Below are 313 nucleotides of genomic sequence, written 5' to 3' on the forward strand. Positions count from 1 at the left end.
CCAGGGCCGCTGTGGCGCGGCGCTGCAGCAGGCCCATGCGCAGCTGGCGGCCCGCAGCGCCATCGAGGAACAGCTGCTGGCGCTGGACGAGCTGCGCTTGCGCTGCCCCGGCGTCTGGGACGGCCTGGACACTCGCCCGCAAGCCGTGGAGCATGCGCTGCGCCTGCAGGGATCGCTGCAGGCAGGGCTGACCGGGCTGGGCTGGCAGGAGGCCGAGCTGGCCCAGGCACGCCAGGCCCTGCACCAGGTGCTGGCCTTGCGCAGCGCCGAGCTGGGCGAGGGTGCCGCGGTCGGCATGGCCTGCCAGCAGTTG

1 protein-coding gene is annotated in these 313 nt (G+C 75.1%); it reads left to right on the top strand.

Annotated features, from left to right (window positions below):
* A partial coding sequence (locus L995_RS34020; RefSeq protein ID WP_047474222.1) for a hypothetical protein occupies positions 1-313 on the top strand: 313 nt, incomplete at both ends.

This window comes from Delftia sp. ZNC0008 (assembly GCF_000799035.1).
Classification (GTDB): Bacteria; Pseudomonadota; Gammaproteobacteria; order Burkholderiales; family Burkholderiaceae_C; genus Comamonas; species Comamonas tsuruhatensis.